Origin of the sequence: Vibrio salilacus (genome assembly GCF_002811245.1) — a bacterium.
GTDB classification, from domain to species: Bacteria; Pseudomonadota; Gammaproteobacteria; order Enterobacterales; family Vibrionaceae; genus Vibrio; species Vibrio salilacus.
The window spans coordinates 18,740-32,941 of sequence record NZ_NIVQ01000017.1; the positions used below are offsets into that span (position 1 = coordinate 18,740).

At 46.7% G+C, this 14,202-nt stretch carries 13 protein-coding genes; 11 read left to right on the forward strand and 2 right to left on the reverse strand.

Annotated elements, in window-relative coordinates; genetic code table 11:
• Window positions 1-2: 2 nt before the first annotated feature.
• A complete protein-coding gene (locus tag CDZ87_RS12120) occupies window positions 3-482 on the reverse strand; it encodes a TIGR02444 family protein (RefSeq protein ID WP_100753793.1) in 480 nt (159 codons plus the stop codon).
• The gene (locus CDZ87_RS12125) at window positions 479-2,401 is read right to left on the reverse strand and encodes an ABC transporter ATP-binding protein (protein WP_100753794.1); all 1,923 of its coding nucleotides are present in this window, start codon (window positions 2,399-2,401) and stop codon (window positions 479-481) included. The genes CDZ87_RS12120 and CDZ87_RS12125 overlap by 4 nt, the downstream gene beginning before the upstream one ends.
• 157 nt (window positions 2,402-2,558) lie before the next feature.
• Here CDZ87_RS12125 and kefG point away from each other — a divergent pair, with 157 nt between their 5' ends.
• From kefG to rplC, 11 genes are all read left to right on the forward strand, one after another.
• Complete coding sequence (gene kefG / locus CDZ87_RS12130; protein ID WP_100753795.1) at window positions 2,559-3,149, forward strand: glutathione-regulated potassium-efflux system ancillary protein KefG; 591 nt, start codon at window positions 2,559-2,561, stop codon at window positions 3,147-3,149.
• The gene (kefB, locus tag CDZ87_RS12135; RefSeq protein ID WP_100753796.1) at window positions 3,133-4,935 is read left to right on the forward strand and encodes a glutathione-regulated potassium-efflux system protein KefB; all 1,803 of its coding nucleotides are present in this window, start codon (window positions 3,133-3,135) and stop codon (window positions 4,933-4,935) included. The genes kefG and kefB overlap by 17 nt, the downstream gene beginning before the upstream one ends.
• Window positions 4,936-4,955: 20 nt before the next feature.
• Window positions 4,956-5,150, forward strand: a complete 195-nt coding sequence (locus CDZ87_RS12140) for a YheV family putative zinc ribbon protein (protein WP_100753797.1) — start codon at window positions 4,956-4,958, stop codon at window positions 5,148-5,150.
• Window positions 5,151-5,239: 89 nt separating this feature from the next.
• Window positions 5,240-5,827 carry a peptidylprolyl isomerase gene (gene slyD / locus CDZ87_RS12145; RefSeq protein WP_100753798.1) on the forward strand — a complete coding sequence of 196 codons (588 nt, stop codon included), beginning with the start codon at window positions 5,240-5,242 and terminating at the stop codon, window positions 5,825-5,827.
• Window positions 5,828-5,922: 95 nt separating this feature from the next.
• A complete protein-coding gene (locus CDZ87_RS12150) occupies window positions 5,923-6,864 on the forward strand; it encodes an isoaspartyl peptidase/L-asparaginase family protein (RefSeq protein ID WP_100753799.1) in 942 nt (313 codons plus the stop codon).
• 141 nt (window positions 6,865-7,005) lie between these two features.
• Window positions 7,006-8,322, forward strand: coding sequence for an adenylosuccinate synthase (locus tag CDZ87_RS12155; protein WP_100753800.1), 1,317 nt, complete (start codon window positions 7,006-7,008; stop codon window positions 8,320-8,322).
• Between the two features lie 280 nt (window positions 8,323-8,602).
• Complete coding sequence (gene motX / locus CDZ87_RS12165) at window positions 8,603-9,241, forward strand: flagellar protein MotX (RefSeq protein WP_100753802.1); 639 nt, start codon at window positions 8,603-8,605, stop codon at window positions 9,239-9,241.
• Between the two features lie 220 nt (window positions 9,242-9,461).
• Window positions 9,462-11,918, forward strand: coding sequence for a ribonuclease R (gene rnr, locus CDZ87_RS12170; protein WP_100753803.1), 2,457 nt, complete (start codon window positions 9,462-9,464; stop codon window positions 11,916-11,918).
• 34 nt (window positions 11,919-11,952) lie between these two features.
• Window positions 11,953-12,690 (forward strand): 23S rRNA (guanosine(2251)-2'-O)-methyltransferase RlmB, encoded by a 738-nt coding sequence (gene rlmB, locus CDZ87_RS12175; protein WP_038175165.1) that lies wholly within the window; start codon window positions 11,953-11,955, stop codon window positions 12,688-12,690.
• A gap of 542 nt (window positions 12,691-13,232) precedes the next feature.
• Window positions 13,233-13,544 (forward strand): 30S ribosomal protein S10, encoded by a 312-nt coding sequence (gene rpsJ / locus CDZ87_RS12180; protein WP_004410492.1) that lies wholly within the window; start codon window positions 13,233-13,235, stop codon window positions 13,542-13,544.
• Window positions 13,545-13,558: 14 nt separating this feature from the next.
• Window positions 13,559-14,188, forward strand: a complete 630-nt coding sequence (gene rplC, locus CDZ87_RS12185) for a 50S ribosomal protein L3 (protein WP_100753804.1) — start codon at window positions 13,559-13,561, stop codon at window positions 14,186-14,188.
• Window positions 14,189-14,202 lie beyond the last annotated feature (14 nt).

The following is a 14,202-nucleotide window of genomic DNA, read 5'->3' on the forward strand; positions in this document are numbered from 1 at the left end:
CTCTAGGGGTTAGCTCGTTTATTGACAGGTTGAGCGAACACCGAGTAGAGCGGTTCTCCGCCAAGTTGACGACAGTAGCGCAGGGTTAACGGTTCACTGTGATTCACCTGTAGTGTGATACTGTTAACGCAATCGACCAGATCAGATTGCTGCTGCTTTTCGAGTTGCAACTCAAATTGAAGAGATTCGCGATAGAGAGTATCAGGAAGGTGGAATTTAAGCTTTCGCCTCAGTTCACGATAGTTGAGCAATAACGCTTCACTGCGACCAAGACACTCTTCAATATGGTGCCAATCTTGCTCTGAAAAACTCACCTGCTGCTCATCAAGCCATTTTAGCAGTAGCAGCAGGTTGACGTTACCTTTGTACTGATTTTGTAACGTTAAGCACGCTGATTTTACTTCTCGCACACTGTAGTATTGCAAGCTGAATTGCCATAGCCTTTCTAGTGTTAGAGAAATTTTAACGTGCTCTGAACTCATCGATTATCGAACTCCAGTTCCATCTGTTCTAGTTGCTCTTGGATTGCCATCCATTCCATCTCGACTTCTTCAAGCGCACTTTTACTGTTGGCTTGACTCGCCAGTACTTGATTAAGTTTAGCTTTATTTTCGGCTTGATAAAGTGAGTTGTCAGAGAGCTGAGTTTCAGCCTCGGCCAATGTTGCCCCTAACTTATCCATTTTCGCTTCCAGTATTGTCAGGTTCTTGCGAATTGGAGCGGTTTGTTTGCGAAACTCAGCTTCACGGCGTTTTTGCTCTTTTTTCGCCGCCGCGCTATTGGTTGAGTCTTTTTCAGGTAGTTCGGCTTGGGCGTCGCGACGTTCTTGCTTTTGCTGCTCAGTTAGCCATTTATAGTAGTCGTTAAGGTCACCATCAAAGGGCGCGACTTGACGGTCATGGACTAGGTAGAGGTCGTCGCTAGTGGCTCGCAGTAAATAGCGATCGTGCGAGACGATAACCATTGCCCCTTCAAAGGTTTGCAGAGCGAAAGTCAGCGCTTGACGCATGTCGAGATCAAGGTGGTTGGTTGGCTCATCGAGCAGCAATAGGTTCGGTTTTTGCCACACGATCAGTGCCAGAACCAAGCGCGCTTTTTCGCCGCCTGAGAATGGTGCGACTTTCTCAAGTGCTTTTTCACCTTGGAACCCAAAACTGCCTAGATAGTTGCGTAATTCTAGCTCATTCTTATCGGGGGCGATTTGCATCATATGTTGCAACGGCGTCTCTTCTGGATGCAGTGTCTCCAGTTGATGCTGAGCAAAGTAACCAATCTTAACCCCTTGCGAATAAGTGAGATCGCCACCTTGAGGTTTGAGATCGCGTGAGAGCATTTTGATTAAGGTTGATTTGCCAGCGCCATTGCGACCAAGTAGACCAATGCGACTGCCGGGCACCAAGTTAAGACGGATCTTTTCTAAGATCAGGGTATCATCGTAACCAGCGCTGACTTCATCCATCATAATGATCGGGTTTGGCAACGCATCGGGCTTGCGAAACTCAAAGCTAAATGGATTATCAAATTGCGCAGGTAGCACTTTTTCCATCCGTTCGAGCGCTTTAATGCGACTTTGCGCCTGACGTGCTTTGGATGCTTTGTAGCGAAAGCGGTCAATGTAGCTTTGCATGTGTGCCATTTGCTTTTGCTGCTTCTGAAACGTTGCTTGTTGGAGCATCAGTTTCTGGGCGCGTTGATCTTCAAAAGACGAATAGTTGCCGGTGTACTCATTGAGGAGCTGGTTTTCAACATGGATGATACGGTTGACGACCGGGTCAAGGAAATCACGGTCATGCGAGATCAAGATAAGCGTGCCCGGGTAGTTCTGTAGCCAACGTTCAAGCCACATTACCGCGTCTAAATCCAAGTGGTTGGTAGGTTCGTCGAGCAGCAATAAGTCGGAGCGACACAGTAGAGCCTGAGCTAGGTTGAGGCGCATACGCCACCCCCCAGAGAACTGAGTTAAGCGCCAGCTCATTTGCTGTTGACTGAAACCTAAACCATCAAGCAGTTCTGCCGCACGGGCACGAATGCTATAGCCGCCAATGGTTTCTATTTTGCCATGAATTTCAGCGACTAAAGTGCCGTTGTCTTGCTGTTCTGCCTTGGCAAGATCCACTTCGAGGCCGCGGTACTCACGATCACCATCTATGACGTATTCAATCGCGCTACGCTCTATTGCCGGGGTTTCTTGCGCGACCCAAGCCAGTTCCCAATGAGCGGGCTTAGCAAAATGGCCAGCATCAATAGAGAGTTGATCTTTAATTAGGGCGAATAAGGTCGACTTACCACAGCCGTTTTTCCCGACTAGGCCAACTTTATCGCCCGGTTGAATAGTAGCTGAGGCCTGTTCAAGCAGAGGTTTTCCGCCACGCAGCAGTTGGATGCCAGAGAAGGTTATCATAATATTTGCTATATCTTTACTCGTGATGGCTCGAATAGTAGGGCAGTTGGCTCCCTATGTCGATTATTGCGTTATTCTGGTGAACCACGTATAACAATCTGATAACGATGAAAATCATCTTAGTCATATCAGCAAAAGAAGGATTGCAGTCGAAGCAATGGAGACGACAGCCGTAAATAAACCGAAAGTGCTAGTGCTTTACGCTCACCCTGAGCCACAGGCGTCGGTTGCTAACCAGATGATGATCAAGAAAATAGAGTCTCTTGAGCACGTTACTGTGCATGACCTCTATGCGCACTACCCCGACTTTTTTATTGATGTTGTCGCCGAGCAAAAGCTGCTTAATGTCCATGACGTGATTGTTTTTCATCACCCTCTCTATATGTATTCCTGTCCCGCGCTTTTGAAAGAGTGGTTCGATAGAGTGCTTGGTAAAGGGTTCGCCTTTGGTAAAGGGGAAGCACTGAAAGGCAAATACTGGCGTAGTGTCATCACCACTGGTGGTAAACAAGAGGCGTTTGGCTGCAGTGGTTATAACCGCTATCCCTTGGCCGAAATTCTGCAACCTTTCGAATTGACGGCAGCGCTATGTCAGATGCATTGGATTGAACCTCTGGTGCTCTATTGGGCGCGCAATGTTGATGAAGTGGAACGCTATCAACACGCTGAGGCTTATCGGCACTGGTTACTTGACCCATTAGCGGTATTCGAATCGGCACAAGGAGAAGAGCATGGTAGTGGAAAGTAATTTTCTCCAAAGTAGTGTTATTTTTTTGACTGCAGCAGTCGTTGCTGTCCCGATAGCTCAGCGCCTCGGTTTGGGTTCAGTGCTCGGTTATTTATTAGCCGGCATCGCAATCGGCCCGTGGGGGCTGGGTTTAATTCGCGATGTAGAGGCGATTCTCCACTTTGCTGAGTTTGGCGTGGTACTGCTGCTGTTCTTGATTGGTTTAGAGCTTAATCCGAAAAAACTGCTGCAAATGAAGAGGCCTATTTTAGGTTTAGGTGGCGCCCAAGTGGTGATCACCACGTTAGTGCTGGCGAGTATTGCCTATAGCTTTGATACATCGTGGCAAACCAGCTTAGTGATTGGTATGGGGTTGGCTCTTTCATCAACGGCGATTGCTTTACGCGTGATTGATGAACAAGGTTTAGCTGGCAGTGAAACGGGGCAGTCTGGCTTTGCGGTGTTGTTATTTCAAGACATTGCGGTGATTCCCATTTTAGCGGTACTTCCCCTTTTGGCTGGTAATACCGGCGGCGACTGGTTCGATGTACTCTGGATGATGGCTGGGGTTGCCGGTTTATTGGTCGGTGGTCATTTCTTGTTGCGCCCTGTGTTTCGCTATGTTGTTTTAAGTGGGGTACGAGAGCTTTTCACTATCGCTGCGCTGTTATTGGTGATTGGTATTGCTCTGGTGATGGAGCGCATCGGTTTATCGATGGCGTTAGGGACCTTCCTTGCGGGTGTGCTGCTGGCTGAAAGTGAATATCGCCACGAGCTTGAAATCGCGATTGAGCCGTTTAAAGGATTATTGCTCGGATTATTTTTCATCGCGGTTGGTATGGCGGTCAACTTAGGTTTACTGGCGTTGCAGCCAGTCGCGGTACTTTCGGCGGTCTTTGCTTTGGTCGCGGTGAAAGGCTTTATTCTGTATCTGTTAGCAAGGCTCGCTGGTAGTCGAGATAAAGCCCGCAGTAAAATGGCCGCGATCTTGAGCCAAGGCGGGGAATTTGCCTTTGTTATCTTTACCGCCGCAAGCAGCGAAGGTCTGCTTGATGAGCAGCAAATGGCTTTTTTATTACTCGTTGTGAGTTTATCTATGGTCACAACACCGCTGTTATTAATGTTACAAAATCAATTTTATGCCAGGTTACTCAATCTTGAACTGGAATCTGGGAAGCCGCAAAAAAGTGATGTCATCAACAAACAACCTCGCGTCATTATTGCCGGTTTTGGCCGCTTTGGTCAGATTATTGGCCGTTTAATGTACGCCAACAAAATCAAGGTTACCGTATTAGAGAGTGATGCCAGCCAAATTAAGCTATTACGTAAATATGGCTATAAAGTGTTTTATGGTGATGCGACGCAACTCGACTTGCTACGTGCGGCGGGTGCTGATAAAGCCGAGGCCATGGTGATCTGTACCGACTCACCAGATGAAATCATGAAAATCGTCGAACTGTGTCAAACGCATTTCCCACAACTGAAACTGCTCGCTCGTGCCCGCAGTCGCGTAGAAGCGTATCAACTGTTAAGCCATGGGGTAGATAACTACTCCAGAGAAACCTTTTTAGGCGCGCTCGACTTAGGACGTCAGGCATTGGTCAGTATGGGTATGCATCCTTATCAAGCTAAACGTGCTGAAGCGCATTTCAGAAAATTAGATAATGCGATGCTTAAAGAGTTACTTCCTCAGCATAATGATGATAAACAATTGGCCTCAAGAGCCAAAGAAGCCCGTAAAGAACTGGAAGAGATTTTCGGTCGTGAATTAGAAAGCGATCGACAAGCTAAAAACTTCTGGGATTAGTCCAATAATAGAGTTGTAACATGAAAAAAAGATTTATTGCCGGAGCACGTTGCCCTATATGTGCAGCACAAGACACCTTACGTTGGTGGATAGAGAATAATATTGAATTGGTTGAGTGTGTTGAGTGTCATCACCAAGACCAACGCACACCGCAAACTGTCGATCAATCCGAACACAGTGGGCAAGCAATGATCGGGATTTTTAAACCAGATTGATTGTGTTTCTATAAATCATCCCCATAATACCCCGATAGAAAGTTTGCAGACCTTAATCAAGTAGGGTCCTAATTCTCCTTGGAGTTAATATGAAAATTGAAAAGAACGTAGTTGTAAGTCTTGCTTACCAAGTAAAACTTGAAGACGGTGCGGTTGTTGATCAATCGACAGTGGACGCGCCACTTGATTACTTGCACGGCAACGACAACCTAATCACAGGTCTTGAAACCGCACTTGAAGGCAAAGAGGCGGGCGAGAAGTTCTCTGTGACGGTTTCTCCTGAAGAAGCGTACGGTGAGCACAGCGATGCTCTAGTACAGCGCGTTCCTGCTGAAGTATTCCAAGGCGTTGAAGAAATCGAAGTTGGCATGCGTTTCCTCGCGGATACTGACCAAGGTCCGATCCCGGTTGAAGTCACAGAAGTCGACGGCGATGAAGTGGTTGTCGATGGTAACCACATGCTAGCAGGCCAAACATTGACGTTTGATGTTGAAGTGATTGCGCTGCGTGAAGCAACAGCAGAAGAGATCGAACACGGCCATGTGCACCAAGCAGGCGGTTGTGGTCACGATCATGACCATGACCACGAAGGTGGCTGCTGTGGTGGCGAAGGCCACGACCATGGTGAAGAGAAAAAAGAAGGCTGCTGCGGTGGCGGTGGTTGCGGCTCTCACTAATCGCTTAGTGATTGACTGAAAAAGGCGCTTTCTGCTATGCGGGAGGTGCCTTTTTTGTTATTTATGGGTGACGTTTCCCTATCGAGATAGACACTATGACGCAACCTTTTTCCATCGCTATTCATGGCGGCGCAGGGACCATTTTACCTGAGCAGATGAGCGATGAGCTGAAAGCCGCTATTTTAGATGACCTAGAGCAGTCGGTTCGTCGTGGTCATCAGGTGTTAGAGCAGGGCGGTGATGCGTTAGATGCGGTGGTTGCCGCAGTAAAAGTGCTAGAAGACTCGCCTAATTTTAATGCCGGTAAAGGTTCCGTTTTGACCAATAAAGAGATGGTTGAGATGGATGCCTCTGTGATGCATGGCAAAGTGCTTGATGCCGGTGCGGTTGCTGGCGTTCGCCATATTAAAAACCCGGTTGAACTGGCCCGTGATGTGATGAACCAAAGTCATCATGTGCTACTGATTGGCGAAGGTGCCGAGGCGTTTGCTTTCGAGCACGGTCATGCATTTACAGAGCAAGACTATTTTTTTACTGACCGACGTTATCAGCAACTGCAATCGATGAAAGACAAGGGATTATTTGTGCTCTCTGAATCGAAATACCCCGACGACAAAAAGTTTGGTACTGTCGGTGCGGTAGCTCTTGACCAAGAAGGTAACCTTGCTGCGGCGACCAGTACTGGAGGCATTACCAATAAGCAGTATGGCCGTGTCGGCGATTCAGCGATTATCGGTGCTGGCACTTATGCCGAAAATGGCAATGTGGCGGTGTCGACCACAGGCATGGGCGAATTTTTTATTCGAAAAACGGTGGCGAGCGATGTGGCTGCGCGGATGCGCTATTTACAGCAAGATATTCATGTCGCATGTGACAGTGTGATCCAGGGTGAGCTTAAAGCAATGGGAGGCGAAGGCGGTTTAATCGCGGTTAATAGCCAAGGTGAGGTGCACTTTGCGATGAACAGTTGTGGAATGTATCGCGCCTGTATCGATATTGCTGGCAAGCTAAGCATTAAAATTTACGCCGACGAATAGAATAATCGTAGAAAAATTGCGCTTAAATTATGCTAGGTCAATAATTTAGTCTCGACTGGGGTGGGTGTGTTTAAAAAATGACTGCAAGAAGTGTGATTCAGTGCTAGAATCCATTTTTAATTAGCAATCAGAACTGGAAAGATGGGAAATAACGTAGTCGTTCTAGGCACCCAATGGGGTGACGAAGGTAAAGGTAAAATTGTTGACCTTTTAACTGAAGATGCAAAGTATGTGGTTCGCTACCAAGGCGGTCACAACGCAGGTCACACTCTAGTCATTGACGGTGAAAAAACCGTTCTTCATTTAATTCCATCAGGTATCCTGCGCGATAATATCAAATGTATTATCGGTAACGGTGTTGTACTTTCACCTGAAGCGTTAATGAAAGAAATGAAGCCTCTTGAAGAGCGCGGTATTCCAGTACGTGAGCGTCTTTTCATTTCTGAAGCATGTCCACTGATTCTTCCATACCACATTGCGATGGACCAAGCGCGCGAACTTGCTCGTGGTAGCAAAGCAATTGGTACGACTGGTCGCGGTATCGGTCCTGCTTATGAAGATAAAGTTGCTCGTCGCGGTCTACGCGTTGGTGACTTATTCGATATGGAAGCGTTCGCTGAGAAACTTAAAGAAGTGATGGAATACCATAACTTCCAATTAGTGCACTTCTATAAAGCTGAGCCAGTCAGTTACGATGACGTTCTAGAGCAAGCCAAAGGTTATGCTGAACTGTTGACTTCAATGGTTATTGACGTGACCGACGAACTAGATTCAGCGCGTAAGCGTGGCGACAAAATCATGTTTGAAGGCGCACAAGGTACGCTTCTTGACATTGACCACGGTACTTACCCGTATGTAACTTCTTCTAACACCACCGCAGGTGGCGTTGCAGCAGGTTCTGGCTTTGGTCCTCGTCATATCGGTTACATCCTTGGTATTACTAAGGCTTACTGTACTCGTGTTGGTTCAGGTCCATTCCCGACAGAACTCTACGATGGTCTAGACAAGCAAGACCCAGTTGGTAAACACTTGGGTACTGTTGGTCATGAGTTTGGCGCGACAACAGGTCGTCTACGCCGGACTGGTTGGTTTGATGCGGTTGCGATGCGTCGTGCAATTCAAATCAACTCGCTTTCTGGTATCTGTCTAACTAAACTTGATGTTCTCGATGGTCTAGAAGAGCTAAAAATCTGTACTGGTTACAAGATGAAAGATGGCTCAATGTTAGAAGTGTCACCAATGGCTGCTGAAGCCTTTGAAGAAGCGACGCCAATTTACGAAACCATGCCTGGTTGGTCTGAAAATACCTTCGGTGCGACGTCAATTGATGCGTTACCAAAAGCGGCACTTGACTACATCAAGCGCATCGAAGAGCTGACTGGTGTACCGGTAGATATCATCTCAACAGGTCCAGATCGTAATGAAACCATCATCAAGGTTCATCCATTCGAATCTTAATCTCTGATTGATTTCAAATAGTTATAAAACCAGCGCTAAGTCGCTGGTTTTTTTATGACCATTTTTCTTGAAATCTCATGCTGTTACGGCAACAATTTGCCATGTGACGGCAATTTTGATTAAAGAGTTAGCAGCCGTTGCCGATACTAGTATCAAGCTTGCCGCTTTAAGTGGCAAATCAGGATGCTGCTCAATATTACTCTCAATAAGGGCTGATACGTTTAAGCGTTTATTGAGAGTGGTATCGAGGTATCTTTAGTCGAAGTTAAGAGTGCAGAACATGAAGCTAAGACAGTTAGCAGCTTCGATGGTACTGGCGTTGAGTGCCTCAGTGGTACAGGCGAATACCTTGCCTGCAATCGGTGAGCCTGTACCTATCTATACCGAAGCCGAACTAATTAAACTGATTAATGACAATCAACATCTTGAACGCGTAAAAGCGGACAATTGCCAGTTGATCGAAGACATTGTTGCCCGTGCGACACGCATCAGCTTGCCAGCGTATGAGTTTCTTTACGGTGATATGCTTGCTTGGGGCGTGTGTGTCGATCAAGATGTCGAACTCGGGCTCTATTATATGGAGAATGCTGCGCACCAAGGTTTGCCAGCAGCACTTGAGCAAATTGGCCGTTATTATTCACGCGGAACGTTAGTCCAACAAGACAAAGAACGCGCGATTCCTTATCTGCGTGAAGCCGCCGCAATGGGTAACCTCAATGCTCGCATTCATCTTGCCGAACTTTTGTTGCGTGACTATGGTAGTCCACTTGATTACGAAGACGCCTATCGTTGGCTTTATAATTCGGTGACGGCTGACCAACGCACGCACAAACGAATCAATGTATTACGCCAAGGTTTAGAGCGCCGAATGCCGCAAAACATCATTGCGCGCGCTAAAAAACGCGACACTTTCTGGTAACACCTTTCGCTAACCATACTGCACTCTGGTTAGCGACTTGACTGAGTGCCCAACGCGAATGCTGGGCATTTTTTCTCTTAACACACTTTTCTACCAATAGAATTATGCTAAGTGATGAAAACGATTAAAAATTTCGTTTTTAACTCGACTTACCTGTAGCTTATTCTATGAGTCAGATATACTAGATTTAACTACCTTCCTTCTACTAATAGGCGTGCCTATGTCAGACAACACCCATAATGACCCATTTGCCGATCGTGAATCGGAAAATTATGAAAATCCGATCCCGAGCCGAGAATTTATCTTAGAATTTCTAAACCAAGCTGGCGTACCGATGAATCGTAACGATATCTTCGAAGCATTAAAGCTTGAAGGCGAAGAACACTACGAGGGTCTGCGCCGTCGTCTACGCGCCATGGAGCGCGATGGTCAATTAGTCTTTACTCGTCGTCAGTGTTACGCCTTGCCAGAAAAACTAGAGATGGTTAAAGGCTACGTGATTGGTCATAAAGATGGCCATGGCTGGGTTCGTCCAGAAGGAAGTGTCGGCAAAGATAACGATATTGTTTTGCCACACCACCAGATGAAAAACATCATCCACGGTGATTTTGTTTTAGTACAACCGACTGATAATTCTAAGCGTGGCCGTAAGGAAGGTCGACTGGTGCGCGTTTTAGAAGAGCGTCAAACACAAATCGTTGGCCGCTTCTTTATGGAATACGGCTACTCGTATGTTGTGCCAGATGACTCTCGTATTCACCAAGATATTTTGATCCCGAACGATCTCCGCGCCGGTGCGCGTATGGGCAATGTGGTGGTGATTGAAATTACCGACCGTGGTTCACGCTCACGTGGCATGATGGGTAAGGTTATCGAGGTATTAGGGGAAAACATGGCCCCTGGTATGGAAACGCAGATTGCGATCCGTACTCACCAAATCCCGCATCATTGGCCGGAAGAAGTCACTAAGCAGATTGCCGATTTGGGCGAGGAAGTTCCGCAAGAAGCTAAAGTGGACCGCGTTGATTTACGTCAATTGCCGTTGGTGACCATTGATGGCGAAGACGCGCGCGATTTTGATGATGCGGTCTACTGTGAAGCGAAGAAAGGCGGCGGCTGGCGCCTTTGGGTCGCGATTGCTGATGTAAGCTACTATGTCCGCCCAGGTACAGCGCTCGATAAAGAAGCCATCAACCGTGGTAACTCGGTTTACTTCCCATCACAGGTTGTCCCTATGCTGCCAGAAGTATTGTCGAATGGTCTGTGTTCGTTAAACCCACAAGTTGATCGCCTGTGTATGGTATGTGAAATGACCATCTCAGACAGCGGCAAGCTCTCAGGTTATAAGCACTACGAAGCGGTAATGAATTCGCATGCTCGACTCACTTATAACAAGGTGCATGACATCCTTGAAGGGGATGAAGAACTGCGTAGCCGTTATGAACCCGTGGTGCCGCACCTAGAAGAGTTGCACAATATGTACAAGGTGCTGAAAAAAGCACGTGCACATCGTGGTGCAATTGAGTTTGAAACCATCGAAACTAAGTTTATCTTTAATGCTGAGCGTAAAATCGACAGTATTGAACCTGTGATTCGTAACGATGCGCATAAGCTGATTGAAGAGTGCATGATCTTAGCCAATATTGCGTCGGCATCTTTGGTCGAGAAAGCCAAAGAACCAGCACTGTTCCGTATTCATGAATCACCCGGTGAACTGCGTTTACAAGGTTTCCGCGATTTTCTAGGTGAGCTGGGTCTGCACCTCAATGGTGGTCTAGAGCCTTCACCAACTGACTATGCTGACCTCATTAAACAAATTGGTGAGCGCGCAGACAAAGAGCTGATCCAAACAATGCTACTGCGTTCGATGAAACAAGCGGTGTATAATGCAGATAACTGTGGTCACTTTGGTTTGGCACTGAAACGCTACGCCCACTTCACTTCACCGATTCGTCGTTATCCAGACTTGTTGCTTCACCGTGCAATTAAGTATTTGATTGCCAAAGAGCAGGGGCGTAACCAAGATCGTTCGACGCCAACCGGAGGTTACCACTACTCATTTGATGATATGGACTTCTATGGCGAGCAATGTTCGATGACGGAGCGTCGTGCTGATGATGCAACGCGTGAAGTGTCGGATTGGCTCAAATGTGAATTCATGCAAGATCATGTCGGTGAAGAGCTCGATGGTGTGATTGCCAATGTCACCGGTTTTGGTTTCTTTGTTCGTCTAAGTGAACTGCACATTGATGGCTTAGTGCATATCTCTGCGTTAGACAATGATTACTACCAGTTTGATCCAATTGGGCAAAGACTGATTGGCGAAAGCTTTGGTGCTATTTATCGTCTTGGCGATGCGGTCAAAGTTAAAGTACTGTCCGTCAACTTAGATGATCGTCAAATTGACTTTGAATTAGTTGGAACAAGCCGTAAGCTACGCGGCAAAGGCAAAACAGCCAAAAAGCGAGCGGTAGAAGCGCAACTCAAAGCCAAGGAAAAAAAGCGTACGGCGAGCAAAGGAGGCAAAGCGGCCTTAAAAGCTACGCCGGAAGTGGAACCAACGAAACGACCGGATACAGTCGCAGGTGAAGCGAAAAAGCCCAAGGTCAAAAAAGCGCGCAAGAAGAAACCGCACAGTAAGCCAAAAACAAGCAAACGTAGTCCGGACGACGCGTAATTAGCGGTAGCGAACAACCAATAGGTTTTGATTAATGAGTAACGAATTTATCTACGGCATTCACGCTGTGAAAGCGGTATTAGAACGCGAACCTGAACGCTTTATTGAAGCGTTCGTGCTTAAAGGTCGGCAAGATGACCGCTTAATGCCGATTTTAAATGATCTGCAAACGTGTGGTGTGTCGATTCAACAGATGACGCGCAAAACTCTCGACGACAAAGCACGTGGTGCTAATCATCAGGGGATCATGGCGCGAGTAAAACCGGCCAAACAACTTAACGAAAACGATCTAGATGACATCATTGCCCAACAAGAATCACCACTTCTGTTGGTGTTAGACGGGGTGACAGACCCACACAATCTCGGTGCGTGTTTACGTAATGCTGATGCGGCGGGAGTTGCGGCGGTAATCGTCCCTAAAGATAAGTCAGCCAATATTACAGCTACAGTAAGTAAAGTGGCTTGTGGTGCGGCGGAAACCGTTCCATTGGTGCGTGTGACGAATTTGGCTCGTACTATGCGCGCATTGCAAGAGCAGGGAATTTGGTTTGTCGGCACCGCTGGCGAAGCAACGCACGATATCTATCAAGCTAAGCTTACAGGGCCTCTGGCGATTGTCATGGGTGCAGAAGGCGATGGTATGCGCCGTCTTACTCGCGAAACCTGTGATGATTTGATTAAGATCCCAATGTCAGGTTCAGTCTCTAGTTTGAATGTTTCTGTCGCATCGGGTGTGTGTTTGTTTGAAGCGGTACGCCAGCGTATGGCGTAATCGAACCCAACTGCACTTTGATAATGTAAAATAAAACGCAGGTTGTTGACTCAAACTGCGTTTTATTTTTTGTAGTAGCAGCACAATTTCTAGTATCAATTTAATCAATCGCAACGGACAACTGCAAGTATATCGAGTTCAAGTTGCCGACTTCTTGCCGCTTTTCAGCGTTTATCGTCAAAAGTCACGCCGTTTATTTTTCATCCGCCCCTTGCAAGTAAAACTGTGATCTGTATAATGCACCGCACTGGTTAAGCCAGTTGTGAACCAATGAGTAACGAGGAGCTGAATTATCTCTTTGATTTTTCAGGTAATGTAAACTCAGCTTATGTTCGCGGTTAATACAATTAGCTACTTATTCTTCGGAATAACTATTCCCAGAGGTGACTCTGCCACATAGGGGTAGTTGATCGAAAATTAACTGACAATGCGTCCTAATCTTGGATGCTACGGTTTCACATAAATCAATCGGCATTCTCTCGTCTTGACGAGTTTGAGTGGCGATATTGTTTGTGTAATATTTAATTTTGGAGCTCTGTCTCATGCAGAACCAACGTATCCGTATCCGCCTAAAAGCTTTCGATTACAAACTAATCGATGCTTCTACCGCGGAAATCGTTGAAACAGCTAAGCGCACTGGCGCACAGGTTCGTGGTCCAATCCCACTACCTACTCGTAAAGAGCGTTTCACAGTTCTTATCTCTCCGCACGTTAACAAGAAAGCACGTGACCAGTACGAAATTCGTACTCACAAGCGTCTAATCGACATCGTTGAGCCAACAGACAAAACTGTTGATGCTCTAATGCGTCTAGACCTTGCTGCGGGCGTTGACGTTCAAATTAGCCTAGGTTAAGGGAGATTAGAAGAATGATTGGTCTAATCGGTCGTAAAGTGGGCATGACCCGCGTATTTACTGAAGAAGGCGTTTCTATCCCAGTAACTGTTGTTGAGGTTGAAGCTAACCGTGTTTCTCAAGTTAAAACACTTGATACAGACGGCTACGCAGCAATCCAGGTAACTACTGGTACTAAGAAAGCTAACCGCGTAACTAAGCCAGAAGCAGGTCACTTTGCTAAAGCAGGTGTTGAAGCTGGTCGCGGTCTTTGGGAATTCCGTTTGGAAAACGGCGAAGAGTTCGAAGTTGGTGCTGAACTAACAGTAGAACTATTCAACGAAACTAAGAAAGTAGACGTTACTGGTACATCTAAAGGTAAGGGCTTCCAAGGCGCTATCAAGCGTTGGAACTTCAGTACTCAAGATATGACTCACGGTAACTCATTGTCTCACCGTGCTCCGGGTTCAATTGGCCAATGTCAAACTCCAGGTCGCGTATTTAAAGGCAAGAAAATGGCAGGTCACATGGGTGCTGAGCGTGTAACGACTCAAAACCTAGAGATCGTACGTGTTGACGCTGAGCGCAATCTGCTTCTTATTAAAGGTGCAGTACCAGGCTCAACAGGTGGCAACGTGATCGTTAAACCAGCTGTTAAAGCATAACGTCTCAGGAGTAA

Bases quoted from the DNA above. Each gene is read 5' to 3' on its own strand.
- CDZ87_RS12120 (WP_100753793.1), bottom strand. From the start codon at position 482: ATGAGTTCAGAGCACGTTAAAATTTCTCTAACACTAGAAAGGCTATGG.
- CDZ87_RS12125 (WP_100753794.1), bottom strand. From the start codon at position 2,401: ATGATAACCTTCTCTGGCATCCAACTGCTGCGTGGCGGAAAACCTCTG.
- kefG (WP_100753795.1), top strand. From the start codon at position 2,559: ATGGAGACGACAGCCGTAAATAAACCGAAAGTGCTAGTGCTTTACGCT.
- kefB (WP_100753796.1), top strand. From the start codon at position 3,133: ATGGTAGTGGAAAGTAATTTTCTCCAAAGTAGTGTTATTTTTTTGACT.
- CDZ87_RS12140 (WP_100753797.1), top strand. From the start codon at position 4,956: ATGAAAAAAAGATTTATTGCCGGAGCACGTTGCCCTATATGTGCAGCA.
- slyD (WP_100753798.1), top strand. From the start codon at position 5,240: ATGAAAATTGAAAAGAACGTAGTTGTAAGTCTTGCTTACCAAGTAAAA.
- CDZ87_RS12150 (WP_100753799.1), top strand. From the start codon at position 5,923: ATGACGCAACCTTTTTCCATCGCTATTCATGGCGGCGCAGGGACCATT.
- CDZ87_RS12155 (WP_100753800.1), top strand. From the start codon at position 7,006: ATGGGAAATAACGTAGTCGTTCTAGGCACCCAATGGGGTGACGAAGGT.
- motX (WP_100753802.1), top strand. From the start codon at position 8,603: ATGAAGCTAAGACAGTTAGCAGCTTCGATGGTACTGGCGTTGAGTGCC.
- rnr (WP_100753803.1), top strand. From the start codon at position 9,462: ATGTCAGACAACACCCATAATGACCCATTTGCCGATCGTGAATCGGAA.
- rlmB (WP_038175165.1), top strand. From the start codon at position 11,953: ATGAGTAACGAATTTATCTACGGCATTCACGCTGTGAAAGCGGTATTA.
- rpsJ (WP_004410492.1), top strand. From the start codon at position 13,233: ATGCAGAACCAACGTATCCGTATCCGCCTAAAAGCTTTCGATTACAAA.
- rplC (WP_100753804.1), top strand. From the start codon at position 13,559: ATGATTGGTCTAATCGGTCGTAAAGTGGGCATGACCCGCGTATTTACT.